The sequence below is a fragment of the Pseudanabaena biceps PCC 7429 genome, assembly GCF_000332215.1.
Classification (GTDB): domain Bacteria; phylum Cyanobacteriota; class Cyanobacteriia; order Pseudanabaenales; family Pseudanabaenaceae; genus Pseudanabaena; species Pseudanabaena biceps.
Window position 1 is genome coordinate 1 of sequence record NZ_ALWB01000072.1, and the last position, 23,285, is coordinate 23,285.

A 23,285-nucleotide genomic window follows, 5' to 3' on the forward strand; every position below is an offset into this window, starting at 1 on the left:
TTTTACTTTTGGGCTTTGAGAAAGGTTTTGCGTAGCAAAACCTTTCTCAAAGCCCGTTTCAAGTTATCCCGAACTCACGTTAATCAAAATTGAAATTGAGTTAAATCAAGGATTGATTGTTAACTTTACGGATGGCGACTACCGCAGGTTTCGGTGGCTGGTTAGGCTTCAAACTGGGCCAGTTAGAACCAATGGGAACTTTACGGGTTTGGATAAATTCTTCCCCGCTCGTTGTCTTCATTGCAAACTTACGAGTTTCGATTGCCATATCTTTACGAATACCCTTAACCTCACCTGGATGCTGAACAGATAGAAAGAGCGTTTGCTGATCGCGACTGAAGAAGGGACCCGTCGTTTCACATTCCACTGGACCAAAACCAAATAAATAGGCTTGTCCTGCATTTACTCCTGAGGTGGGAATAAACCAAATGGAGCTATTACCGTACAGCCCACGGAGGTTCGATTGGCTAACAGGTTTACCTTCCTTGTCAGTGCGGCTAGGAATCGCTTTGTTGTACTTATCGCTGGAAATATCTGTAACCATCCACACATTGCCACTGCGATCGATCGCAAGGTTATCGGGATTTGTAAATCCTTGTCCGCCATCGCTGGGTTCGCCTCCCGTAGCCAGAATACGCCAACGGAAACTCATGGCATCAGGAGCATTGCCGTTTTCAGCTAAACGCATAACCCATCCATACTCATAGGCTTTGCCATCATTCCCCTTGAAAATGCGGAGATCAGGGCTTCCATCGCTGGTACTAATGGAACCAGAGGTAAAAGCGATCATCAGCGAGCCATCGGGAGCAATTTCCGTATCTTCAGGACGGGCGGTGCAGGTCGCTCCCGCCGCATTTGCCGCATAGTGAGCATCAATTAAAATTGCGCCTTGTTTCTCAACTTCATTACCCAAATAAAGATCGCCTAAGACCTTAAATTTCGTCTTAAACTCCGCAATTTCTTCCTCTTTGGTTGCCTTAAAGTAGCCACCATCAGGACGTTTTGGTAATGGCAACATCTTGCCAGCTAAGACGCTGAGTTTGTCAGGATTGACTGGAGTCGATGCCGTGAGGGGAATCCAAGTGCCCGTGCCATCAGCATTGAATTTCGCGGCATAGAGCATTCCCGATTCAAGAAGCTTAGAATTTGCTTTGTCTTTAGGATCGGTGATAGTACCGCTACTGACAAATTTGTAGAGATGTCCACCACGGCGATCGCAACCAGAATAAAACGCCAATGGCTTGCCTGCTTCAGCACGGATGCCAACAGCCTCATGACGAAAGCGTCCTAGCCAAGTGTGCTTAGTGCCATAGTCATCGGGGTTAGCAGGATCGATTTCCACCATCCAGCCATATTTATTACCCGCAAGCCCAAAAACACTGCCAAGCCCTAGAAATTCATCTTCATCGTTTTTAGCGAACTTCTTCTTACTAGGAGCAAAGGAAGTCCCATCGGGCATTACGGGATCTGGCACAAGGGTTTGGAAGTTTTCCTCAGCACTAAAAACAGTTCCCCAAGGCGTTGTTCCACCTGCACAGTTGTTAAATGTGCCGATAATGCGATCGCCTAGTTTGTCGATATAACCCATTCCCTCGGTTTTGCGGAAGATTTCTGCGGATGGACCCGTTGCTTGAAGGTATTTTCCATCCTCTAAACCCGAAAGTCCTGTGACACGGCGATCGGCACTCGAATTGGTACGTACCCATTTACCATCGGCATTACGACGCACAGAAATCACGCCAATACCCACATCGATCATGGCTTCCTTGGCAATCAATTCTAGCTTCATTCTCAGGGGATCGCTCTTTTCTAGAGCAATCACATTTACGCCTTCCTCCCCAGCCGTTTTTAGCGCTTTGTTCATTTCCGCAAACGGAAGAGGTTTCCCAATCACCTTACTAAAACTTTGTTCCCAAGGAATAGCACTAATATATTCAAAGTTAACGGTTAGATAACCTTCGTTATTACCCGTTTCGACTAGAGATAAATAATCGTTATTATATCCAAAACGAGAATCGCCCACCTTGTCGCCCCATGCGGCAACTACGTCATAGGTAAATCCTTCGGGTAGAACGAGATCATCTACAACATTAAAATTTTTGTACGCCGTAATTTGCTGCTCCTTAGACATACCAATGGTTTTGAGTGGCATGGGACCCTGTATAGGCTTGAAGCTCAGATTGTTAGCGATGGGGTTAGCGGCAAAAGCTTCTCCCGAAGGGATAGTTTCCATAAAAGGCATGGAAAAAGTCTGAGATGAGTTAGCTTTAGGAATGGCATCAAACAGGATAGTTCCTGCGCCTGCTCCCAAAAACATCAAGAAATCTCTACGTTTAACGCTCATAGTCTTTTCGCTAATTCAGTTTAATAAATTTGAACTTTTGTAGCCATGCAAAGCACGGCTACAAAATGATTAATCGGCGCAGCTAATTTAGAAGGTAAACAAAGTCTTAATCGTGGCTACCCAAACTGTGTCATTGGCGGAATTATGGTTGGGATTGAAGACCGCGATAATTCCTGGGGTAACCGTGATGTTTTTGTTAAGACGGAAGTTGTATTGCAGTTCGAGAAGATAGGAAGTGCTTTGATCGACATTAGCGGAGATCGAGTTGGAGGTCACTTTGGGAGGTTGACCAAAGATGATTCCTCCACTATTACCATCAGCAAAAAGATCGGGGAATGCTAAGTTCACACTCCAGTTGAACAGGTTCGCAGTATTACCGGCACCAGAGCCAGACTCTTGACGGGCATTCGCAAATCCAACCCAGCCGCTAATATTCAAACCTTTGGAAACTAACCATGTAAACTGACCGCCAAAGCGATCGGCAGAAGTATCATTAGAACCAAAAGGCTTACTACCAAAGCTACTACCCGTATTTCCCGCAATATTTGCGATTGCACCTGGATCGAAGCTATGGGCATAAATTGCCCCAAACCGCAAATCCTTGGAAGGGGAATATACCAATTGCAAGCTGGCAATATAGCCACCGTTGAATAAGCCACCCTGTCCTGTAGGTGAAGCCGCGTTATTGGGTGTAGCATCACCTGTATCGGCTAAATAGCTAGCGGCAATATTAAATTCTTTGCTGAGGTTATAGCTAAACCCAGCCCCAGCCCCACTAAGCCCGCGAAACATGAGAGGATCGAACCGTCCGAATCGCGATAAAGCACCGCTATCGCTGCTCTCGAAATAAGGGTTGAGCGTATTCAGAATGTCATCCGCATCCAGAGCATTCACACCGATATAGGCGGTTGCGCTGTTCCCAACAGGAAATTTATAGAAGAACTTGTCAATTTGGAAGTTATTAGTAGTGTCTTGGGTGAAAGCTAAACGAGCCATATTGGTTCCCGTTCCTGTCGTAGCGGAGCCTAGATTAGGTAGGTTGGCTACTTGCAGTCGGGTTCGCAGGCGATCTTTCCCTGTAAAACTCGTGTCAAAATTTAAACGCGCGCGGGAGCCAAAGGAAGTATTTGTCCCATCCGTCGTCTTACCAACACTATTACCAAAGGTATCAGCAAGAGCAAAGATAACGGTGGCGTTTAGCTTTGTCGTTGTAGAAAATTGCTGGGCTTCTAGGATGGCGACCTTCTTATCAAGAGAGTCAACCCGACCTCTCAAGGTTGCCAGTTCGGCAGCAAATTCGTCTTGTAATTTTTTTAAAACAGCAAGATCGTCTTTGCTTACCTTATCGGCGAGCCCCGCCGAAATAATCTCGTTGATTTTATCCAAGCAAGCGTTGAGTCCAGCCGCAAACTCGTAACGGGACAGAGCTTGCTTGCCGCGAAAGGTGCGATCGGGGTAGCCAGCGATGCAACCATATCTCTCAACTAGGGACTGTAAAGATGTGAATGCCCAATCAGTGGGTTTAACATCTGTCAGTTGTGATACGGATGTCACGTTTTGAGCTGTTTCAACTGGCTCTTCCAGAGGAGATTGCAGCGCATCGCGATCAATCTTTTGGAGCGTGGTTTCTACCTTGGAAGGATTTTGGAGGTTTGTCTTTTGGGAAACAGAGCCTGTTTGATTATCGGTAGCATAGGCACTACTGATATTAAATAATGAGCCTAAAAAGACTGCGGCAACAACTGACTGTTGCAATTTGGGATATTTTAGTTTCACAACTAGTATGATTTTCCTCACTTCACAGGAGATCATACTTTTGTATTAGTTCGTCAAAATTATCTTTGGTTTAAGCTTTGATTGTGTTTTTTTTATATTGTTAAGTAAGTAGCTGGTTATAATTAAATATAAAACCTTAAAATCTGCGGCTCGCGCTGCGCGTGCGCCGCAGGTTTTAGATCTAGGTTTTAATTATGCCTAGCTATTTACAGGCTTAGCTGCTCTTAAATAATCGATATTTATGCATCACAACTTAAAGCAACTGTTAGAAACGGTTGCGAAGGGGGATCTGAGTCCAGAAAAGGCTTTAGAAGAATTAAAATATCTTCACTATGAATCCGTTGGTGACTTTGCCAAAATCGATCACCATCGTATGTTGCGGACGGGATTTCCTGAAGTGATTTTTGGTTTGGGGAAAACTCCTGAACAAATCGTGCAGATTATGCATGTCATGGAGTCAAAAAATCCATTGGTTATGGCAACTAAGATCTCCGCAGAAGTTTATGCACAGATTCAACCATCTTTGCGAGGTTTGCGATATTTTCCGATCGCTCAAATTTGTTGTTTGGGAGAATCAACGATGCAAAAGGAAGGCACAATCACAATCATTACCGCAGGAACTGCCGATTTACCGATCGCGGAAGAGGCAGCAATCACGGGCGAGCTATGCGGATTTGTCGTCAAGCGGTTATGGGATGTCGGGGTGGCAGGAATTCATCGCCTCCTCAGTCATCGCGAAGCGATCGCCGATGCTGACGTAATCATTGTGGTTGCTGGTATGGAAGGAGCATTAGCTAGCGTAGTGGCAGGTTTAGCTGATTGTCCGATCGTGGCAGTACCCACAAGCATTGGCTATGGAGCAAGTTTTAATGGTCTGGCTCCTTTGTTGACCATGCTTAATTCCTGTGCGACGGGAGTAGGTGTCGTCAATATTGATAATGGCTTTGGGGCGGCGATGTTAGCGGGCAAGATTTTGCGCTTGGCAAATCGCGAATAAATTGATAGTGCGAGGCTTTGCCTTGCACTATCAATTTATTCGCGTTATTCGCGATTTGCCTGTTTACATAGGGCGGCAGCGTAACTTGGGGCTATGGCAAGTTCGTCGGTATTTAAGATATTCAAATTCCATCCTTCGATCTGTAAAATTTCACCGATGGGGCTCTCAAGTAATAGAGAGACATCGATCGCATCTAGGAGATTGGCGATCCCTTGTCCTGTTGCTTTGCCGTAGGCTTCCTTCAGAGTCCATAATTGATAAAACGCTAGCTGCTGCTGTTGGAGATCGCCTAATTCGCTGATAATTTTCTGCTCAGCAGGTAAGAAATAACGTCCCGCAATGCCCATAACATCACAGTTAGGATTGATATATTCCAGATCGATACCCACAGCGCTATGTCTAGACAAGGCATAGAGAGCCAAGTCTTGCGAATGCGCTAGATTAAAATAAATTTCCTCAGATGGGGAAAAGTTTTGCAGATAGGGCTTGCCGCGATCGCTGTAGCTAAACCGAATTTCTTGAGGTTCGCAGTCTAGCCATCGGGCGAGCAGCTCGCGGAGATTGCCCCTAGCGGCGACAAAATTGCGTTTAAGATGGGCGCGTTTAAATTGATTAGCCCGCGATCGCTCGTCTTCTGAGAGAAATCGCCATAGGCGATCAACCTCGATAGGAGAGATATCGAGCCGAGCTTGATAAACTTGCAATTCTTGAGACAAGATCTAAAACTATGGTAAGGGACTTGCTATTAATTAAAGTACCTGTGGCTTCGACTCCGCTCAGCTAACTTTGGCTGAACGGAGTCGAAGCTAAATAACGTCAATGGCGCGATCGTGCCAAAATCTAATAAACTCTTTGCATTTTGAGATGGGATTGAAAGATCTATGAATTTGCCCCTAGTGATCGGCGCATTAATCGTCTCGCTGCTACTGCTGTGGTGGCTGTTGAGCGTGATTAAAGCCAGCTTTAAAACCGCATTTTTAGTGGTTGCCGTAATTTTTGCCATCCAAGTATTAACTGGTGTCGGACCCCAACAAATTTTCGCACAGGTGGGGCAATGGATGGGCAATTCCATGGGTGGTTTGGGGAAATGGCTACAAAATTGGGGTGACAAGGGCAAAGTCGATCCCGATGCCAAAAAACAAGCAGCCCTGTGGATGCTTGAAATAATTACCAATTTGATGGATTCATAACTGGATGCATGGATAGATGCATAGATAGATTCACCCAATCACAGGGGATGCCACGCACCCCCCGTAACTGGGACTAGCCCCCTGCGATCGCAGGAATGATGCTTACTTCATCGCCATCCTTGAGAGGAGTATTTACCCCATCAAGAAAGCGAATATCCTCACTGTTGACATAAAAATTAACAAAGCGGCGGAGATTGCCTTCGGGATCGCAAATACGTCCTTTGATACCTGAAAAACTAGTTTCGAGGGAATCAATAATTGCTTGCACAGAACCACCAGTACACTCAACAGTGGCTTGATTGTTCGTAAATTGTTGGAGGGGAGTGGGAATTAAAACTTTAACAGCCATATTTTTGAGATCGATTCAGAGAAATTTAAAGATTGAAACGACGAGATAGGTAGCTAGGCGCAATTAACTATAAAACCTCGAAAACCATGACTTACGCAATGCATGAGCCATAGGTTTTGAGTCTGGCTTTTAATTATGCCTAGCGACTTAGGTCGCTCCAATCTAGGTATATATATTTTAACTTGAGTGAGATTACCGCCGCACTTTACCAGCAAATCCAGAAGCTTTAAACTGCTTAAGTTCGAGCGGTTCGGGCTGTTCGGCAGGAATTGCCACCATAATTTGAAAATCACTTTTGCCCACAGGAATTTCCTCGACAGCACCCAATCTTGCCCGTTCGGGCATGGCATCGTTGCCATTAGCATCGTAAATGCGCCCAAAGATATCGGCATTGTAAACAACTTTACCCGATGTATTGTTTGCTTTTCCCTTGATCGTGTAACACTTAGCGGACATCACCCCACCGCCAGTTACCATATTTTTGCCTGCATCGCCAATACAGGGCTCATAGTTAATATTCGTCAGCTTTATTTGGACATTTGCCCAAGCTGGAGCGCTCAAGATCGCCATCCCGCCACAGAGCAGTAAAGACAAGAGCGTAACCTTAAAAATCTGGAAGAATTTTTGCAGGTAGTCGGTTTGGTGTTTTGTGATCGCCATAAATAAACCCATTTAATAAACGCTTGGATAAAAAATTTTCAGAAAAAAGAATGGCTTCTTTGTCGTGGTAAAATTCATCTTAGCTCTTGAAGGAGGTCTATTTTTAATGCCACTTAGTCTATTAATCGCAACGTTACCTGAAGCCTACAGAATTTTCGATCCGCTGGTAAACGTTCTTCCCGTGATTCCCGTGTTCTTCCTGCTACTTGCTTTTGTATGGCAAGCAGCCGTCGGTTTCAAATAGGTTTTAATTTTAAGTCTTGACTTAATCAAAAACTTATAAAAACTTTTCATTTCGTATTTCAAGTAGGGCTTACCTATTTACCCGTTCTCATAGCTGACTTGTTTGGCTAGTTTATTTAGCTAGTTTATTTATAAAAAAACGATATAAACAATCGGGGTGACGGCAACGTTACCCCGATTGTTTTAATACCAATTCCCAAAATGGCATTGTCATTTTGGGAATCTCAAAACCTTACTGGGCTTGTTTTTACAGCAATTATCGATCAAACAAACCCAAACCAAGAAGATTTTTGAAAGCTTTGCTTCGCAAAGCTTTCAAAAATCTTCTTGGTTTGGGTTTGAGCGCAAAACGCTATAAGTTTACTTATACTCTTAGCTGCTTAATATATCCAATATATATTTGGATATATATTGGATATATTAGTATTTATACTTATAGTGATACTTCGCGCCGCCAATCTCTGCTTGAAATTTATGTGCTCGTCTTGGGAAATAGCCATGAAATTGGTACAATACCGATACAAAACTGGGTAGTGCTAAATAAGTAATGATGGGCGGCGCGAAGCACCGCCCATCATTACCATATGAATCATTTCCTGCTAATGACTACCCCAAACTGATAATGAATAATTCAGTATTCTTAATAGTGGAATAATAGTCAAATAAATAATAGTCAAATATCTAGAGACATTTAACACCTGTGGGCGCAATTAACCAGACTAAAGATCGGTCAAACTTCCAATCAGAATCTAAATACTTAGATAAGAATCCCAAAATTGTATTGACGGGTGGAGGCACTGCTGGTCATGTTAGTCCCAATCTTGCCTTGATTTCCAGTCTTGAGTCTGAAGGATGGGAAGTGGTCTATATTGGCTCTGAGAATGGTATTGAAAAAAAACTAGTTGCGGAAGCTGGTATCCCTTATTATGGAATCTCATCGGGGAAATTACGTCGTTATTTTTCTTGGCAGAATTTCATCGATCCGTTTAAGGTAATTAAGGGCATCTTCGATGCCTATGGGGCAATCGCCAAAATCAAACCTAAGGTCGTGTTTTCTAAAGGGGGATTCGTGACCGTTCCTGTGATCTTCTCAAGTTGGTTGCAACGAATTCCTGTCATTATCCATGAGTCTGATTTCTCTTCAGGTTTAGCCAACCGTTTATCAATTCCTTTTGCTACGAAAATCTGTGTTACCTTTCCCGAAACTGCTAAGGCATTAGCGAAATATGATGCCAAAGTCAAGTATACGGGCTTGCCCATTCGTCCCGATATTCTGCAAGGTAATGCCGCAAGAGGTCGTGAACTTTGCGGATTTAATCTCGATTTACCAGTTCTGTTTGTGGTAGGAGGTAGTATGGGATCGGCAAAAATAAATCAAGCTGTGCGTTCGATTTTATCTTCTCTTACGCAGAAATACCAAGTTGTCCATGCTTGTGGCAAAGGGAATATCGATACCAATCTCGAAGGACATCCGAACTATCGACAATTTGAGTATTTAGGAACAGAACTTGCGGATATTTTAGCGATCGCTGATTTAGTGGTGTCCCGATCGGGGGCTAATGCGGTATTCGAGTTTCTGACTTTACGCAAACCGCATTTATTAATTCCCCTATCAAAATTATCTAGCCGAGGCGATCAGATTCTTAATGCTCAGTCTTTTCAGGCTCGTGGCTATAGTGCTGTCCTGTTAGAAGAAGACTTAACTAGTGAGAGTTTATTAAAGGCGATCGCCGATCTCGATCTGCATCACGATAAATATATCCAGAACATGAATCAAAGCGAGGCAACTAACGCGATCGCGCAAATCACGACTTTAATCAAAGGCTTTCAATAGCTAGAAGATAGCGGCGCAATAATCAGTTTAGTAAAACCAGAGTAGCGTACTGCTCGCTATGCGAGCAGTACGCTACTCTGGTTTTATACCAAATTAAGAAATGGCGTAGCCATTTCTTAATTTGAAAACCCTTACAACTACTGATCGCAGGGTGCGATAGGATTAAAAGCATTGCTTTGAGATTTATAAATGAGTATTTCGGCTGAAGATATTAAAAAATTAAAACAAGAAGTTGGTATAGCTGCCGCGCAACGAGTAAAGTCAGGTATGGTTGTGGGCTTAGGTACTGGCTCTACGACTGCTTTCGCGATCGAGGAGCTAGGGAGAAGGCTAGCGGCAGGCGAACTAACCGATATTGTGGGTATTCCTACTTCATTCCAAGCGTCGGTATTAGGTAAAAAATATGGCATTCCTATCCGCAGTCTCGATGATGTCGATCGCGTTGATGTCGCGATCGATGGAGCTGATGAAGTCGATCCCCACAAAACCTTAATTAAGGGTGGTGGTGCGGCTCACACTCGCGAGAAAGTGGTTGATTCGTTAGCAACATTGTTTATTGTTGTGGTCGATGAATCAAAACTAGTCGATAAACTGGGTTCAACTTTTGCCGTACCGCTCGAAGTCTTACCGATGGCAATATCCCCTGTAACTAGAGCTGTTGAAAAATTAGGTGGTAAGCCCGATCTGCGGATGGGGATTAAAAAGGATGGCCCAGTAATTACCGATCAGGGCAATATGGTTTTAGATGTAACTTTTGAGGCGATCGCCGATGCTGCCGAACTTGAAAAAACTCTAAATAATATTCCTGGAGTTGTGGAAAATGGGCTATTCGTAGGTGTAACCGATCTCATCCTCGTGGGTGAATTTAAGGACGGCAAGCCTCAAATCCGTGAAATTTCTTAAGCATCTTGATACTTCCTTCCCACTAAAGGAATAGAAATATAAAACCAAGAAATAGCGGTGCGGGGCAAAGCCCCGCACCACTATTTCTTTACTAAAAAGACGGGCGGGGCAAAGCCCCGCCCGTCTTTTTAGTTTTATAACTTTTCACCACTAATAATAAACATAGGACTAACTGCGGCGAAGACTTGACGATTGCCGCGAGTTTCTAAGCGGTTAACCGAGGATTGCACCACTTCCACATTCCGCGCCTGTAGTTTGGCAAAGCTCTCGGAAATTGCATATAACCCTTCTAAACTATTAGTAGTTGCGATCGCTCTTCCATCAACCTTTAACCTTTCCCAGCAATATTCCAGAATTTCTGATACCGATCTCCCACCCTCAATACAAATGCGATCGGGTTCTGTCGTAAGGCTCGTTAGACATTCAGGCGCACTGCCAATGTTAACTTCGACATTATCGATCCCAAACTTCTGACAGTTTTTGACGATCAAGCCCGCCACATCCTCATCGCGCTCGATCGCGACAATTTTACCTTTGGGGCATAGCAATCCTGTCTCAATGGGAATAGTTCCTGTGCCCGCTCCAATATCCCACAGCACCGAGTCTACTCTAAGGCGTAGTTGTCCGATAATTAATAATCTCGTTTCGCATTTGCTCATGGGAATGCCAGGCAAGCGATCAAATAATTCGTCTGGGATGCCAGGGGTAACGTATGACCAGATGGGTTCAGGCATGATGAGCTTGGCGCACTAGATGATTAAACATGCTAAATATAACGTTTTTCTACCCTAAAAATTGGTAAGTATCTCACCATAATTAAAATCCAGATCTAAAACCTACGACGCACGCTGCGCGTGCGCCACAGGTTTTAGGGTTTTATATTTAATTAAGCCCACTTATACCAAAGCTCAAAATGGCATAGCCATTTTGAGCTTTGAAAGCCCTTACTGGGTTTGTTTTTTAATTCACGAAAGTGTGACAACACTTTCGTGAATTGAAATAGGTGAGGATGGGCGGTGCAAAGCGCCGCCCATCCTCACCTATTTAGCAATACCATGTCCCTGTATTATATAAATCAATTCTGCTTCAAACTTTTGGATGCAAAGAGCCTATGCTGTCAGCTTTGTTAATGTCGCTATTGACTTTTCCCTCCCCAGTCTTGTCGCCGACAAATCTGGCGGGTATTCCTAATTCAATTAGCAAAGTTGCTCAAGCTGCTAACCAACCCAAGATTATTTTAGATCGCCAAGAAATGCGCCCATTGATGGGGCAACTTGACGATGTACCGATGTTTAACAGTAATAGTCCTGAGATTGTCCAAACAGAAGGAGTTTTACTGTCATCCTTTCCGCCCGAAGGCATGGCATATCCGCGAGCCCATTTAAACTTTCCCTTTCAGGGTCGCTTCGATCTCTTTACGCACCATATTTCTAAAGCGCCACCACCAAAGGATTTGCGTACGCTATACATTGGAGCGATCGCCTATAACCCCACCGATCGCCCCGTAACTATTGACATGTTACAAGGTGCGAGCTATCTCAGCCAACCCGATGCTCCTTTTTATGACGCACCAAACTACAGTGAGAATAACAATGGGGAAATGTATCGCGGACCTGGCGATCGCGCCATGCTCGATATTTTGCGGGGTCGTCGTCAGGATATTTTGCCAGCACAGATCGTGATTCCTCCCAAGCAGAGTCGAATGCTGATGAATGTGCCGATTCCCGTCAAAGAATTAGATCCGCCTTTAAATGGGCGATCGGGGCTTTCGCGTTTGCGCAGTGATGGCAAGGTTTATCTGGCGACTTTAGCCCTCTATGCCAGACTAAATACTGATGGAACAGAACGCGCTCCTAACCTTCAAGAATGGGAAAACATTCTCAGAAATGGCGAGCTAGCTAAACCTCGCGATGTTGTACCTACGCCGCCAGATTTAACGGAAGGAGCCTTTGAATATAGCCGTGTGGCTGGTATTCAAATGGGTTCGCAATGGTTTGGGAACTTAACTGATAAGGATAGTAATAATCTAGCAATTCCTAAACGTGGAGAATCCTATTCCTATGGATTGAGTTTGCTGCAATACGGGACGATGGGAACGGGACAAGTGCAAACTGCGCCGCTAAAAGTACGTTATCCCGATACGGCCTATTCTGCCCATGGCAATTACGGTGTGCAGTATAACCTGACGATGCCTTTGCACAATCCGACTAGCGAGACGCAGACTGTAACGCTTTCTTTCCAAAATCCGATCAAATACGATAAGCCCGTTGGTGGTTTGCAGTTTTTTGAGCCATTACCCGATGATGTCTTTTTCCGAGGCTCGGTCAGAGTCCGTTTTCGTGATGACAGAGGTTTAGCCCAAACCCGTTACGTGCATTTAGTTATGCGTCGTGGCGAACGAGGCAAGGCTCTAGTTACCTTGACGATGCCACCGAGCGATCGCCGTGTTGTCCAGTTTGATTTCCTCTATCCTGCGGATGCTACGCCACCACAGGTTTTGACTGTGACAACTACACCTTAAAGTAGCGATCGTTTAAAATATTTGTAAAGCATTTATAATTATCAAGTGGTACTTATTAAAAGTACCACTTGATAAAAATTATAGTCAAACTGTAATGAAAATAAATTCCCTTAAAATAAAAGATTTTCGTGGTTTCAGAGATTGTGAAATAACCTTTCCTAAAAGCTCTAACATTGTTGTATTTATTGGCGTAAATGGAGCAGGTAAATCCGCAATTTTAGATGCTATGAGTATTATATTAGATGTATTAGTTGGGGATATTTGTTATAGAAAATACACGGAGAGGAGAACAACAACAAATAAATTTAATCAGGACGATATAAATTTAAATGCAGAAAAATATGTGCTTGACATGGAATTTTCCACTAAAAGATATGAGAAATATAGTTTGAGTAAAAACCAGTTAGTTAATACTTATACAATATCTTTAATGTCTTTAACTGCGCTGTCATTGATCAATAAAATTTCATTAAATGGTACATATAATGATTTCACTAACGAGCTTGAATTAACTAGTCCTGAATCATTAAATTTGCCAATATTAATTTATTATCAAATCAATAGAAATATTATTAATAACAGCAAACAACCAACTCCTAAGCACACTCGTAAATATAAATATTCACAATGTTTTGCTTATGAAAACACCTTTAACAACAATATAAATCCATTTAATGATTTTTCTAAATGGTTTAGAGAAGAAGAAGATTTAGAAAATCAAGAGCAAATAAATCTAAAAGATTTTACTTATCGGAATCAACGTTTGGAAATTGTTAGAAATGCTATCAACAATTTTTTAAATAAATTTGAATTTGCCAAGTTTTCTGATTTAAGGGTAGAGCGTGAGCGCATTCCTAGCAAACGAAATAATCCTAGTGAAGAATCCATTGTAAGTTCACTTATTATTGATAAAGATAGTCAAAAGTTTAAATTTTCACAGCTTTCTTCTGGCGAAAAAATGATGTTGTCTTTGGTGGTTGATATTGCGCGGAGATTAGCGATCGCCAATCCAAGCCTAGAAAATAAATTAGAAGGTGAAGGTATTGTATTAGTTGATGAAATCGATCTACATTTGCATCCCCAATGGCAACGCAAACTTTTACCAGCACTTACGCATACTTTCCCAAATATTCAATTTATCGTTACGACACATTCACCGCAAGTTTTAAGTCATTTGCCTAAAGAAAGTGTCTTTTTACTGGAAGACAATAAAATTAGCGATCGGGAAATTTATACAGAAGGGCGCGACAGCAACTCAATTTTACTCGATGCTTTTCAAGTCCCCGAAGTTGACAAGGAATATGAGGTAGAGATTAAAGAAATATATAATTTGATCAGTAAATATGATGTAGAAAATGCACTAAAAAAGCTAGAAAATCTTAAAGAAAAGCGTGGGGAATATGATCGTGAAGTAATGCGGATGCAATCATATATTGACATTTTATGAGATATATCAAAAAGAAAAAAGAGCCAAAATCATTAACAGCTAAACGTAATACGGAGGGAGCTTGCTACGATGCTCCACAACTTGATTGGCAAGAGCAATTGCTTGATGAACAGGGATATCTTTGCGCGTATTGCATGGGGCGAATAAGTTTAAAACTTAATAAAAATTTCGAGCCATCTATTGGAATTGAACATTACTTGTCTGAACAATTATGTAGACAAAGAGGGCTTGACTCAGAATTACGATGGGAAAACATGTTAGGTGTTTGTAATGGAGCATCTGGATCAAAATTTCATTGTGATAAAACTAACGGCACAAAAAAAGGCAAGGCATACGGGAATATTGAACTTAATATACTTAATCCTCTAGATATCACAAAATCAGAAAAACTTATTACTTACGATTTGTTTGGACAAATATTACCAAATACTAATAATGAAGACTTACAGCAAAAAATAGCTGAAGATTTAAATTGTATCCTTAATTTGAATGATGAAAAGTTAAGGCAATTTCGTATAGATGCGATGGATTTAGCTAAAAAAATTTTAAAGGAGAAATATCCAACTGGTAACTGGACACCTAAACAAATTGAAAAAGAAATTAAGGAATGGAAAAGTAAGAGCAAAGAGTTAGTTAAAGAAATAGACGGAGATAGCAGTAAGAAGGCTGTTATTAAAAGGGGTGGTGAATATAGAGCATATTGTCAAGCTGCTATTTGGTTTTTAGAATATCTCAAATCTAAGCCTATTCATAAATCATAAAATTGATTATTTTTTCCAGTCTCAAAATTAGGTAATATAGCGAAACCGACTGAAAATATCAGTAGAAAAACTAATATATCCATTGAAAGTGTTAGATACGTCTGGAGAAAATTGTTTTGCGTCAGTTTAAAGTATTGGGTATGCCCGTCCATATCCATGAAAATTATCGGGATTGGCTTGCTCAAAGATTGCGAGACAATCAAGGCGCTCATGTCGTGACGCTGAATGCGGAAATGACAATGCAGGCGAGGAAAAATCCTGCTCTGGCAAAAGTCATTCAAGAAGCGGAGTTGGTCGTGCCAGATGGTTCAGGAATTGTGCTTTACCTGCGATCGCAAGGGAAAAAGATCGAACGTTGTCCTGGCATCGAACTATCCGAGCAAATCGTCCAGATTGCTGCTGAGCAAAAATGGCGCATCTTTTTAATTGGGGGGGCTCCCAATGTAGTCGATCATGTTGCGGATATTTGGCAACAAAAATGGGTGGATATTGCGATCGCAGGATTACATCACGGCTATTTTGATGAAGCGATCGAAAAACAAATCTGTGAGGATATCCGAAGCACGCAACCCCAGCTAGTGCTGGTCGGGCTGGGCGTACCGCGACAAGAACTATGGATTCAAAAAAATCGCTATCTCAATCCCAATGCAGTATGGATCGGCGTGGGTGGCAGCTTTGATATCTGGTCTGGGACAAAAACTCGCGCCCCCGAATGGTTTAGTAAAAATAATTTAGAATGGCTCTATCGACTCTATCAAGAGCCTTGGCGTTGGAAGAGAATGCTCTCCCTACCGCATTTTGTCTGGTGTGTCACCATCGAATCTTTATTCAAGCCTCGGTAGAATTATTGCAGAGGATAGCGATCGCTATCCTCTCTGGTTTATAGCTGTCGCCAAGGGGACTAGAACATAAACCCCAAGAATTGAGTGGCGGCGCTTCGCGCCGCCACTCTCTATTGGGTTTGATGTCCTGACTTAAGTGAATATAGCTATAATTCATAAATTTTTAATTCGCAAAAGTGTTATCACGCTTTCGTGAATTGGTATAACTCCATCTTCCCTACAAAATTAGCGATCTTAGCGATCTATGAAACATCACCATACCTCGATACGCACATCGGATATTTTTCAATCCATCGCTTTTTATGAGGCGTTAGGATTTGAGGTGACAGAGCGATTTACGGCGGGGATTACATTGGCTTGCTGGATGCAGGGGGCGGGGACGAATCTGGAACTAATGCAAGTGCCCGAACCTAAAAATACTCCCGATCCCTTTGGTGATGAACATTACGTCGGTTACTATCACCTATCGTTTTATGTCGAAAACCTCCAATCTTTTTTACAGGAATTGGTCAATAAATTAGGGAAAGTCCAGTTACTTTTACCACCAAGAGAACAGACCATTGGCGATCGCACTTTTCAGGTTGCCTTTCTCGCCGACCCCGATGGATTACCCATTGAATTAATGGAATATGGGTTGTAAGTAGCTAGTCATAATAAACTTAAAACCTAGAAGAGCATACCGCCCGCGCAGCGGGCGGTATGCTCTCTGGTTTTGGTTTTTAATTATGCCGAACTACTTAGATCGCACCATACTCATGATTGACCAGATGATTTACCAGATGATTTACCAGATGATTTACCACTTTTTATAAGGCAAAAACTTACCATTCATGGTCACCTTAACGCGATCACCTTTGGGATCTTCTACCTTCTCGATGTCGAGCGTAAAGTCAATGGCGCTCATGATGCCATCACCAAACTTCTCATGAATAATTTCCTTAATGGGATAACCATAGACCTGCATGATTTCGTAAAAGCGATAAATGAGCGGATCGGTAGGAACCACTGTGCCTAAGCCTTTACTTGGGAAGGAGCTTAATGCCAAAACAATATCCTCCCCTAGCTCCAAGATATCGGCAATTTTTTGGGCTTCTTCAACGGAAGTACTATTTTGACCATAAAACAACGACGCGATCCAGACTTCATCATGCCCAATCAACTGTTCAAGATCGGCAAAGCTCAAACCTTTTGCTTTTTTGGCGGCAAGGAGAGTATGGGTAAAAGCAGGAAATTCAACTGTCATAAAATTTACTTGAGTTTTCTTATCTAGTTCGTCATTTAGTAGCCGAGGCTTTCGTTGCGCTTGTTTTGTGGAAGTTCCGATACGGTGGATGGGACTTCACGTTTGGGGCGGAGCGGGGCTGCTTGTAAAAAAATCGATTTTTCTGGGCTTTCCCTTACTAACTCTCCAGGCTTCTTTTGAATTGATTGCAACATTTCATTGTCAAAAGACCCTGCGGCATTAGTTAGTTGTCGTTCTTGCCGTTGGAGTTGTTCTAATTTTTTATATTGTTGATTCCATTGTTCTTGGGCATATACCGTCCACCCATAAATAGCGAATACTGAGGCAGTGAGTAATACGGTAGCAGCGATAGAAAGTTTTTGGGTAGCCATCAAAACCCGCAACCATAGAGGCAAAGGAAAAGAGTTAGTCCTTGGCAACCGTTTCACATTGCGATTATTGGCTGGGGGGCGACTTGCTTGCAGGCGTTTATTCTTGCGATCAAGAGGCTGAGGGGATCTCTGTGGTTCAGGCATTCTCGCTCTGCTAGCTGTCATTTTCTTAACTCTTTTTTCACTCAAGATTCACCACTGCTACTTGTAGCACTTTCGGGGAGAAATTACAAAGTAGTTTTTGAACATTTTAAAATTTATTTGGAATTTATTTTGTGTTAGCAATAAATTAATGCAGAACCCACTATAGGAAACAGTACAGAATTTGCTAAATAAATTTACTAAATAAATTTACTAAATAAATTTACTAAATAATTTAATAAGTGGCTGGGCATAATTAAAACCCAGAATCAAAAGCCGTAGCTCATGCTGCGCGTGAGCTACAGCTTTTGGGGCTTTGTATTTAATTGTACCCAGCTACTTACACAAAATAGAATCACAAGAATTATAGCGATCATTGATTTTTTGGCAACAAGAATTTGACGGAAATCCGATCGCCTTCTTTCAAACCGAGCTCTTGAGTTAAACCAGATCTCACTTCAATGACGTTATCAGCAACGACACCACCTTCAGGATAGATCGGGCAGGGATCGCTTTTACAGGTCGTCGCATTACGGGCGATCGCTTTTACTTCGCCATTGAGCAAGAAGATAATATCGAGGGGAGAAGGGGTATTTTTCATCCAAAAAGCGACGGGACGCGCGGGAATGAAGGGGAATAACATACCGCGATCATCGGTCAAGGGTGGGCGAAACATTAAGCCCTTTTCCTGTTCGGCAGGGGAGTTAGCTACTTCTAACTGGATTTCTCGTCCTGAGATAGTCGCTGTTGCAGTAATTGACAAGTATTGAGCCAGCTCTGAAACTGGTTTGGGTTTGGTTTGGGGAGCAAGGGTTGGCGTAGATGAAGTTGCGGGGATCTCTACGCTAGTGGATGGTTTTGAGGCATCATTACCCGTAGGGGCACAGCCCATTAAACATATACTGAGGCTAACCGTACATAGCTTTATACAAAGTATTTGGATCGAACTAGGGTTAGGTGTGTCACAATTTCTAGAAGTATTGCCAGTCATATTGCCAGTCATCCTATGTCCTTTCCTCTACATATCGCATTTATCTGGCACCAACATCAACCTCTTTACAAGAGTGCAATCGCTGGCAAATATCATTTGCCTTGGGTGAGATTGCATGGCGTAAAAGATTATTTAGATTTGGCGTTGATGTTGTCAAGATACCCCAAACTTCATCAGACAATTAATCTCGTGCCATCTTTGATTCTCCAATTACAAGACTATGTGGAGGGGAAAGCATTCGATCCTTATCTATCACTGACCTTAACTCCTGTCGATACGCTAACGCGATCGCAGAAAAACTTTATTGTCGAACATTTTTTTGATGCCAACCATCAAACAATGATCGAGCCATACCATCGCTATGCCGATTTATGGGCGCAAAGACAGGCTTACGGTATTGATTGGTGCATTAATAATTGGCAAGCACCTGATTTTAGCGATTTACTGGCTTGGCATAATTTGTCATGGATCGATCCCCTATTTCGAGATGCCGATCCTGAAATTGCCGAATGGTACAGTCGGGGCAAAGATTTCACCCTTGCAGATCGCCAGAGAATTTATAGCAAGCAGCGCAAGATCATCGCTCAAATTTTGCCCCAGCATCGGCTAATGCAAGAACAAGGACAACTGGAAATCATGACCACTCCTTACACGCACCCGATCATGCCTCTCCTCGCCGATACACAGGCGGGCAGGGTCGCTGTACCCCAGATGAATCTGCCTAACAATCGCTTTCGCCATGAGCCAGATATCACGCTGCATTTAGAAAAAGCTAAGGAGGTTTACCGCCATCACTTCAACCGCGAACCCAAGGGTTTGTGGCCATCGGAGCAGTCCGTAAGTCCCGCAATTTTGCCCCATGTCTCTAAGCAAGGATTTTCTTGGCTATGTTCCGATGAAGGGATTTTAGGCTGGAGTCTCGGACATTATTTCCGTCGTGATGAGCGGGGAGCGATCGATGCCCCTCACCTGCTCTATCAACCCTATCGCTTGGAAACAATTCATGGAGACTTAGCAATTATCTTTCGCGATCGCCTGCTTTCCGATCTGATTGGCTTTAGTTATGGCGCACTTTTACCGCAAGCAGCCAGTGACGATCTATGCGATCGCTTGATGTCGATCCACAAGCAGCAAAATGAATATTTAGCCGAACATCCAGAAAGTCAGCCTTGGTTGGTGACGATTGCCCTTGATGGGGAAAACTGTTGGGAATTTTATCCTCAAGATGGCAATCCGTTTTTGCAAACCCTGTATGAAAATCTTTCTAACAATGACAATCTCAAATTGGTTACCCCCTCGGAATATCTAGAAAAATTTCCCCCCGTAGAAAAAATCCCACCGCATCAGTTGCATAGCGGCTCTTGGATTGACTCTAGTTTTACGACATGGATCGGTGACCCTGTCAAAAATAGAGCTTGGGAGTTACTTGCCGAAGCCAGAAATGTTTTAGCAAGTCATCAAGAGGCAACGCCAGAGAATAATCCCGAAGCATGGGAAAGCTTGATGGCAGCCGAAGGGTCAGATTGGTTCTGGTGGTTTGGCGAGGGACATAACTCCAATGATGATGCTATGTTCGATCGCCTGTTCCGCGAGCATCTACAGGTCATCTATCGAGCCTTGAACGAACCAGTCCCCCATGCCTTGCTCTATCCTCTCGAACCCCACGATGTTTCTACCAGCGATCGTCCTACCAACCTCATCGAGCCCTTAATTAACGGCAGATTTGAAAATGAGGGTTGGCAAGGGGCAGGCAAAATTGAAATTAGTGGTGCACGCGGGGCAATGCATCAAAATGCTCCTGTCAAGCGCCTATGGTATGGTTACGATCATTTTTATTGCTACTTACGCCTAGAATTTAGTAATCTAGAGAGCATTGCTCAAAGTAAACTACATTTGTTATGGTTTTATCCTAGTAGGATCCACCCCAACAGCCCTGTCAATCTTCTTGATATGCCTGATGTATCGCCGCTAAATTATTTATTTCGCCATCACCTAGCGATCGATTTTGCCGATAAATCAGTCCAGCTTCAAGAATCTACAGAAAAGTTTCAGTGGGAAACCATCGCAACTCATACGAAAATAGGTTTTGAGCAATGTTTAGAAATTGCCGTACCTTGGAGTGATTTGGCTGTTAAGCCTCAGTCTGTAGCAAGACTTGTTATTCTGCTTAGCCAAAAAGAGCATTTTCAGATGTCTCTGCCCGAGTATACGATTATCCCTATTGAAGTACCTTAGTGTTGCGCCTTAATATTGCGCCTTAATATTGCGCCATAATGTTGCGGTAATGTTGCGTTATTAAAGAGATAACAGTGGAAAAGCTAGAAAAAACCAGCATTGAGTCGATTGTCGATCAGGCTTTGCAAGATGGCTACTTAACTCCAGCGATGGAGTCGGAAGTTGGGCGAATTTGTGACAGTGCCTTTGAACTCTCCGTTGAAGAATATATGGCGCTCGATCGCCTGATGGGTGCTTTGCTGACGGGAGAGGTGGTTGCCGTTCCCCGCAAGCAGTTTATTAATGTGATGGAAGAGTTGGTGCTGAGCGAAGCTGTGGCAAGGGTCGCAGAGATCGAGGCAACAAGTAATAAAGTCCTAGACTTGGGGGATATTGCCGCCTATGCCCTGAATCGTTTACCGCCCCTGTACGCCACTACGGAACAGGGTGCTAATTATCAACGCGATCGCGCCCTTGCCGATTTACAGCATTTGATCGCCCAGCAGGTTAAAGAAGCGATTGATCGCAATATTGATCGTCCTGAATTTTTCCCCGATCGCTCTAATTTTGGATCGATTAATAAGGACTCTGTACTTTCCCAGCTTAGCAATCTTTTGCAAGCCTATGCCCCTGACTTTGAGGAAAAGGTTTAGGAAGGAATTGATTTTTGACTGGTAGATTAATTTGTGGATTGATTGCCAAACAAAAATGTCAATGGGTAGCTGGGGGTAGCAGCAAAACCTAGAATGCCGCGATCGCGATGCTCGTAGATCAATGCGTTATGCTCGTCAAATAAGAAAGTCCCACCACGTTGAGTCATATAGGACGCATCGGGAACGTAGGCTTTCCAATTGCCGAGAACTTCTGCCATGTTTCGCAAGCGCAAAGTTGCTAACTCAAAAGGACGTTGAAAGCCTTTGCCGCCCGCCCATTGGAAAAATGAGCCTTTTAAAGCTGGTAATGGTGCGGCTTTAATTACTTCTTCATCACCAATCAGTTGCGGGGCAAATCGATCGCCTCGATAGCCACGAAAAACCTCTGCTAAGGTGCCTTGACTGCCAATCCCTGCACACATCAGCATTAAATTAATCCAAGCGCTTTGTCCTGCGGACAGTAAGGGGTATTTCGCAGTCAATCCTGCGTACAGACCCAACTGACGATGTAACTCTCCTGTGGTATCAATAAATAGGCTGTTTTCATCAAAGCCCGTAAATTTACAAAAATACTGACCCGATTGGCGATCGCCGATGCCTACAGCTCTAACGACAATTCCTGCGGATTTAATGCGATCAATTTCTCGCTGTATCCACCAAATATACTCAAGGCTATCAAAATCGCCCAGTTGCGGAAGTACTAAAATCAATTTACGGTTTAATTTGCGGTTTAATTTGTGCTGTTCTGATGGGCAGTCATCACAATTATCAAGAATGGAAGCGATCGCGCCATCACTAACTCGCTGCCTTTGCGTTTGACTCAGAATCTCGTAAATATTTTGATTCATACCGTAACTAACTTACCTAAAGAAAATATGTATAACACCAATTTACGAAAGTGTGACAACACCTTTGTGAATTAAAAACTAAACCTAGTAATGGTTTTTAAGTTAAGAAATGGCGTAGCCATTTCTTAACTTCGTATAATTAGACTGAGCTACTTGGCGATCGCTAACTTTTCGATCAAAACTATGACCAATAAAATCTCCAGCATAGAGACTATCTATCCTAGTAGCGATGGACAGCCGATGGCAGAAAGTACCGAGCATTATCAATTGATCGTGACAATTGCGAGAGGATTGGAAAATCTATTGTAACTGCTTAACCTATAGCAAGCGATGATTTGAGAGGATTCAAAGCGATAAGAATAGACTCAATCATTTACCTGATTTTGATGGCAGTCTTATGTTGAATGCGGCTGGCTTATGGAAATTCTATTTGGACGCTTCTTAAAAACAGATGGAAAGAGCAGAATCTGCTCTTTCCATCTGTTTTTATTTCCCAACAGGTCTAATTTATCAGCTTTTGTCTTTTTGTCAATTTTCCTATGTTGAGCAATTACGATTATTAATTATGCGGAACTACTTTACACAGAGACACTTTATACAGAGATATAGCAGTCCTAAATCATACAAAGATATGGCAGTTCTAAATCATTTATGAAAAAAACAGGGTTTCGATTTCGCTCAGACATCAAAACACTCTGGCTGAGTGGAGTCGAAGCCCCTCACAACCCATTTAGGATTACGATACCTACGTTCTGAATGTTAAGAATTGAACCTAATTAAAATAACTACATCCCTCGATATTTAATTACAAATTTGTAATTTTAGGCAAGCTCCTCTCTAGCCCCTATGACCATAGAATATTTAAGTAGCTAAGCTACTTAAATTAGCTATTTTTAAGTAAGTACCTCAGCATAATTAAAATCCAAATCTAAAACCTGCGGCGCACGCACAGCGTGC

General features: G+C 42.8%; 24 protein-coding genes. 13 read left to right on the plus strand and 11 right to left on the minus strand.

What is annotated here, in order from left to right:
* Positions 1-100: 100 nt before the first annotated feature.
* Positions 101-2,344: a PhoX family protein gene (locus PSE7429_RS09950; RefSeq protein ID WP_009627030.1), complete on the minus strand. Its 2,244-nt coding sequence runs from the start codon at positions 2,342-2,344 to the stop codon at positions 101-103.
* An 87-nt stretch (positions 2,345-2,431) separates the two neighbouring features.
* Positions 2,432-4,120 carry an iron uptake porin gene (locus PSE7429_RS09955; protein ID WP_233424329.1) on the minus strand — a complete coding sequence of 563 codons (1,689 nt, stop codon included), beginning with the start codon at positions 4,118-4,120 and terminating at the stop codon, positions 2,432-2,434.
* Between the two features lie 241 nt (positions 4,121-4,361).
* Between PSE7429_RS09955 and larB the strand changes: the two genes are divergently transcribed.
* Positions 4,362-5,117 carry a nickel pincer cofactor biosynthesis protein LarB gene (larB, locus tag PSE7429_RS09960; RefSeq protein ID WP_009627032.1) on the plus strand — a complete coding sequence of 252 codons (756 nt, stop codon included), beginning with the start codon at positions 4,362-4,364 and terminating at the stop codon, positions 5,115-5,117.
* A 44-nt stretch (positions 5,118-5,161) separates the two neighbouring features.
* On the opposite strand, the gene PSE7429_RS09965 is transcribed toward larB, so the two are convergent.
* Positions 5,162-5,833 carry a 4'-phosphopantetheinyl transferase family protein gene (locus tag PSE7429_RS09965; protein ID WP_009627033.1) on the minus strand — a complete coding sequence of 224 codons (672 nt, stop codon included), beginning with the start codon at positions 5,831-5,833 and terminating at the stop codon, positions 5,162-5,164.
* A gap of 165 nt (positions 5,834-5,998) precedes the next feature.
* Between PSE7429_RS09965 and PSE7429_RS09970 the strand changes: the two genes are divergently transcribed.
* Positions 5,999-6,307, plus strand: coding sequence for a hypothetical protein (locus PSE7429_RS09970; RefSeq protein WP_009627034.1), 309 nt, complete (start codon positions 5,999-6,001; stop codon positions 6,305-6,307).
* A 73-nt stretch (positions 6,308-6,380) separates the two neighbouring features.
* On the opposite strand, the gene PSE7429_RS09975 is transcribed toward PSE7429_RS09970, so the two are convergent.
* Together PSE7429_RS09975 and PSE7429_RS09980 are read right to left on the minus strand one after the other, a co-directional pair.
* On the minus strand, positions 6,381-6,656 hold the full coding sequence (locus PSE7429_RS09975; protein ID WP_009627035.1) for a MoaD/ThiS family protein: 276 nt from the start codon (positions 6,654-6,656) through the stop codon (positions 6,381-6,383).
* A 192-nt stretch (positions 6,657-6,848) separates the two neighbouring features.
* A complete protein-coding gene (locus tag PSE7429_RS09980; protein ID WP_233424330.1) occupies positions 6,849-7,316 on the minus strand; it encodes a hypothetical protein in 468 nt (155 codons plus the stop codon).
* A gap of 106 nt (positions 7,317-7,422) precedes the next feature.
* On the opposite strand from PSE7429_RS09980, the gene PSE7429_RS09985 reads away from it, so the two are divergent.
* The 3 genes from PSE7429_RS09985 to rpiA all read left to right on the plus strand — a co-directional run bounded on the left by PSE7429_RS09985 (position 7,423) and on the right by rpiA (position 10,296).
* Positions 7,423-7,560, plus strand: coding sequence for a photosystem II reaction center protein K (locus tag PSE7429_RS09985; protein WP_009627037.1), 138 nt, complete (start codon positions 7,423-7,425; stop codon positions 7,558-7,560).
* 699 nt (positions 7,561-8,259) lie between these two features.
* Positions 8,260-9,393: an undecaprenyldiphospho-muramoylpentapeptide beta-N-acetylglucosaminyltransferase gene (locus tag PSE7429_RS09990; protein ID WP_009627038.1), complete on the plus strand. Its 1,134-nt coding sequence runs from the start codon at positions 8,260-8,262 to the stop codon at positions 9,391-9,393.
* Positions 9,394-9,582: 189 nt separating this feature from the next.
* Positions 9,583-10,296, plus strand: coding sequence for a ribose-5-phosphate isomerase RpiA (rpiA, locus tag PSE7429_RS09995; protein ID WP_009627039.1), 714 nt, complete (start codon positions 9,583-9,585; stop codon positions 10,294-10,296).
* A 134-nt stretch (positions 10,297-10,430) separates the two neighbouring features.
* Here rpiA and cbiT read toward each other — a convergent pair whose 3' ends face one another.
* Positions 10,431-11,030, minus strand: a complete 600-nt coding sequence (gene cbiT, locus PSE7429_RS10000; protein ID WP_009627040.1) for a precorrin-6Y C5,15-methyltransferase subunit CbiT — start codon at positions 11,028-11,030, stop codon at positions 10,431-10,433.
* 377 nt (positions 11,031-11,407) lie between these two features.
* Between cbiT and PSE7429_RS10005 the strand changes: the two genes are divergently transcribed.
* The 4 genes from PSE7429_RS10005 to PSE7429_RS10020 all read left to right on the plus strand — a co-directional run bounded on the left by PSE7429_RS10005 (position 11,408) and on the right by PSE7429_RS10020 (position 15,867).
* On the plus strand, positions 11,408-12,817 hold the full coding sequence (locus PSE7429_RS10005; RefSeq protein WP_009627041.1) for a DUF3370 domain-containing protein: 1,410 nt from the start codon (positions 11,408-11,410) through the stop codon (positions 12,815-12,817).
* A gap of 94 nt (positions 12,818-12,911) precedes the next feature.
* Positions 12,912-14,264, plus strand: coding sequence for an AAA family ATPase (locus tag PSE7429_RS10010; RefSeq protein ID WP_009627042.1), 1,353 nt, complete (start codon positions 12,912-12,914; stop codon positions 14,262-14,264).
* Positions 14,261-15,025, plus strand: a complete 765-nt coding sequence (locus PSE7429_RS10015; RefSeq protein WP_009627043.1) for an HNH endonuclease family protein — start codon at positions 14,261-14,263, stop codon at positions 15,023-15,025. The genes PSE7429_RS10010 and PSE7429_RS10015 overlap by 4 nt, the downstream gene beginning before the upstream one ends.
* A 116-nt stretch (positions 15,026-15,141) precedes the next feature.
* Positions 15,142-15,867, plus strand: coding sequence for a WecB/TagA/CpsF family glycosyltransferase (locus PSE7429_RS10020; RefSeq protein WP_009627044.1), 726 nt, complete (start codon positions 15,142-15,144; stop codon positions 15,865-15,867).
* Here PSE7429_RS10020 and PSE7429_RS26290 read toward each other — a convergent pair.
* On the minus strand, positions 15,854-16,024 hold the full coding sequence (locus PSE7429_RS26290; RefSeq protein ID WP_158467627.1) for a hypothetical protein: 171 nt from the start codon (positions 16,022-16,024) through the stop codon (positions 15,854-15,856). The genes PSE7429_RS10020 and PSE7429_RS26290 overlap by 14 nt on opposite strands.
* A gap of 87 nt (positions 16,025-16,111) precedes the next feature.
* Here PSE7429_RS26290 and PSE7429_RS10025 point away from each other — a divergent pair, with 87 nt between their 5' ends.
* Complete coding sequence (locus PSE7429_RS10025; protein WP_009627045.1) at positions 16,112-16,507, plus strand: VOC family protein; 396 nt, start codon at positions 16,112-16,114, stop codon at positions 16,505-16,507.
* 156 nt (positions 16,508-16,663) lie between these two features.
* On the opposite strand, the gene cynS is transcribed toward PSE7429_RS10025, so the two are convergent.
* The 3 genes from cynS to PSE7429_RS10040 all read right to left on the minus strand — a co-directional run bounded on the left by cynS (position 16,664) and on the right by PSE7429_RS10040 (position 18,625).
* The gene (gene cynS / locus PSE7429_RS10030; RefSeq protein ID WP_009627046.1) at positions 16,664-17,110 is read right to left on the minus strand and encodes a cyanase; all 447 of its coding nucleotides are present in this window, start codon (positions 17,108-17,110) and stop codon (positions 16,664-16,666) included.
* A gap of 35 nt (positions 17,111-17,145) precedes the next feature.
* On the minus strand, positions 17,146-17,646 hold the full coding sequence (locus PSE7429_RS10035; RefSeq protein WP_143122071.1) for a hypothetical protein: 501 nt from the start codon (positions 17,644-17,646) through the stop codon (positions 17,146-17,148).
* Positions 17,647-17,995: 349 nt separating this feature from the next.
* A complete protein-coding gene (locus PSE7429_RS10040; RefSeq protein ID WP_009627048.1) occupies positions 17,996-18,625 on the minus strand; it encodes a DUF192 domain-containing protein in 630 nt (209 codons plus the stop codon).
* Positions 18,626-18,628: 3 nt separating this feature from the next.
* Between PSE7429_RS10040 and PSE7429_RS10045 the strand changes: the two genes are divergently transcribed.
* Both PSE7429_RS10045 and PSE7429_RS10050 read left to right on the plus strand, forming a co-directional pair.
* A complete protein-coding gene (locus PSE7429_RS10045; RefSeq protein WP_009627049.1) occupies positions 18,629-20,848 on the plus strand; it encodes a glycoside hydrolase family 57 in 2,220 nt (739 codons plus the stop codon).
* A 74-nt stretch (positions 20,849-20,922) separates the two neighbouring features.
* On the plus strand, positions 20,923-21,480 hold the full coding sequence (locus tag PSE7429_RS10050) for a late competence development ComFB family protein (RefSeq protein WP_009627050.1): 558 nt from the start codon (positions 20,923-20,925) through the stop codon (positions 21,478-21,480).
* Between the two features lie 26 nt (positions 21,481-21,506).
* Here PSE7429_RS10050 and PSE7429_RS10055 read toward each other — a convergent pair whose 3' ends face one another.
* On the minus strand, positions 21,507-22,328 hold the full coding sequence (locus tag PSE7429_RS10055; protein ID WP_009627051.1) for a peroxiredoxin-like family protein: 822 nt from the start codon (positions 22,326-22,328) through the stop codon (positions 21,507-21,509).
* Between the two features lie 183 nt (positions 22,329-22,511).
* Between PSE7429_RS10055 and PSE7429_RS27560 the strand changes: the two genes are divergently transcribed.
* Positions 22,512-22,637, plus strand: a complete 126-nt coding sequence (locus PSE7429_RS27560; RefSeq protein ID WP_267878995.1) for a hypothetical protein — start codon at positions 22,512-22,514, stop codon at positions 22,635-22,637.
* The last annotated feature ends 648 nt before the right edge of the window (positions 22,638-23,285 follow it).

What these genes read in the sequence shown, in the direction of transcription:
- PSE7429_RS10005 (WP_009627041.1), top strand. Translation starts at nt 11,408, where the DNA reads ATGCTGTCAGCTTTGTTAATGTCGCTATTGACTTTTCCCTCCCCAGTC.
- PSE7429_RS10015 (WP_009627043.1), top strand. Translation starts at nt 14,261, where the DNA reads ATGAGATATATCAAAAAGAAAAAAGAGCCAAAATCATTAACAGCTAAA.
- cbiT (WP_009627040.1), bottom strand. Translation starts at nt 11,030, where the DNA reads ATGCCTGAACCCATCTGGTCATACGTTACCCCTGGCATCCCAGACGAA.
- PSE7429_RS09980 (WP_233424330.1), bottom strand. Translation starts at nt 7,316, where the DNA reads ATGGCGATCACAAAACACCAAACCGACTACCTGCAAAAATTCTTCCAG.
- PSE7429_RS09975 (WP_009627035.1), bottom strand. Translation starts at nt 6,656, where the DNA reads ATGGCTGTTAAAGTTTTAATTCCCACTCCCCTCCAACAATTTACGAAC.
- PSE7429_RS10055 (WP_009627051.1), bottom strand. Translation starts at nt 22,328, where the DNA reads ATGAATCAAAATATTTACGAGATTCTGAGTCAAACGCAAAGGCAGCGA.
- PSE7429_RS26290 (WP_158467627.1), bottom strand. Translation starts at nt 16,024, where the DNA reads ATGAATTATAGCTATATTCACTTAAGTCAGGACATCAAACCCAATAGA.
- PSE7429_RS09950 (WP_009627030.1), bottom strand. Translation starts at nt 2,344, where the DNA reads ATGAGCGTTAAACGTAGAGATTTCTTGATGTTTTTGGGAGCAGGCGCA.
- PSE7429_RS09970 (WP_009627034.1), top strand. Translation starts at nt 5,999, where the DNA reads ATGAATTTGCCCCTAGTGATCGGCGCATTAATCGTCTCGCTGCTACTG.
- larB (WP_009627032.1), top strand. Translation starts at nt 4,362, where the DNA reads ATGCATCACAACTTAAAGCAACTGTTAGAAACGGTTGCGAAGGGGGAT.
- PSE7429_RS10025 (WP_009627045.1), top strand. Translation starts at nt 16,112, where the DNA reads ATGAAACATCACCATACCTCGATACGCACATCGGATATTTTTCAATCC.
- PSE7429_RS10045 (WP_009627049.1), top strand. Translation starts at nt 18,629, where the DNA reads ATGTCCTTTCCTCTACATATCGCATTTATCTGGCACCAACATCAACCT.
- PSE7429_RS10040 (WP_009627048.1), bottom strand. Translation starts at nt 18,625, where the DNA reads ATGACTGGCAATATGACTGGCAATACTTCTAGAAATTGTGACACACCT.
- PSE7429_RS09985 (WP_009627037.1), top strand. Translation starts at nt 7,423, where the DNA reads ATGCCACTTAGTCTATTAATCGCAACGTTACCTGAAGCCTACAGAATT.
- PSE7429_RS27560 (WP_267878995.1), top strand. Translation starts at nt 22,512, where the DNA reads ATGACCAATAAAATCTCCAGCATAGAGACTATCTATCCTAGTAGCGAT.
- PSE7429_RS10010 (WP_009627042.1), top strand. Translation starts at nt 12,912, where the DNA reads ATGAAAATAAATTCCCTTAAAATAAAAGATTTTCGTGGTTTCAGAGAT.
- cynS (WP_009627046.1), bottom strand. Translation starts at nt 17,110, where the DNA reads ATGACAGTTGAATTTCCTGCTTTTACCCATACTCTCCTTGCCGCCAAA.
- PSE7429_RS10035 (WP_143122071.1), bottom strand. Translation starts at nt 17,646, where the DNA reads ATGACAGCTAGCAGAGCGAGAATGCCTGAACCACAGAGATCCCCTCAG.
- rpiA (WP_009627039.1), top strand. Translation starts at nt 9,583, where the DNA reads ATGAGTATTTCGGCTGAAGATATTAAAAAATTAAAACAAGAAGTTGGT.